The following is a 412-nucleotide window of genomic DNA, read 5'->3' on the forward strand; positions in this document are numbered from 1 at the left end:
ACCCAGCACCGATGCGGCGGAGGGTAGGTCCGTCGGGGCCGAAGCCGGCCAGTAGGTCAGCGCGGCGCGCTGCTCGTTCCACAACACGCCGCCCAGGTCGCGTCCCGGACGGCCGACCGCAATCACCACGTCGGCGAGGGAGGCCTCCGCCTCGGCGACCAGCGCCACGGACGGCACCGCAGCCAGCCAGTCCGGCCGGTCCACCGGCAGCGCGGCGAGCCAGATGACGGCATCGACCTCGCCGGCGGCGACCGGCCGGGCGACGTCGAAGCGCCACGGATCATGTTCGGGGACGCGGCGGCCGAACCCGCTGCGCGGGGCCTGCCCGGTCAACCAGGCGGCCACCGGCACGACGGCACGGTCCTGATCCGGTCCAGCGACCGAAAGCGTGAAACAACGCGTGGTCTCGTTC

Annotated in this window: 1 pseudogene; it reads right to left on the reverse strand. The window is 74.0% G+C overall.

Features of this window, described 5'->3' with window-relative positions:
• Window positions 1-351 (reverse strand): annotated as a pseudogene (locus tag JZ792_RS43780) (hypothetical protein); the annotation flags it as partial.
• Window positions 352-412: the final 61 nt, after the last annotated feature.

The organism is Nocardia noduli (assembly GCF_019038455.1).
In the GTDB taxonomy this organism is placed as follows: domain Bacteria; phylum Actinomycetota; class Actinomycetes; order Mycobacteriales; family Mycobacteriaceae; genus Nocardia; species Nocardia noduli.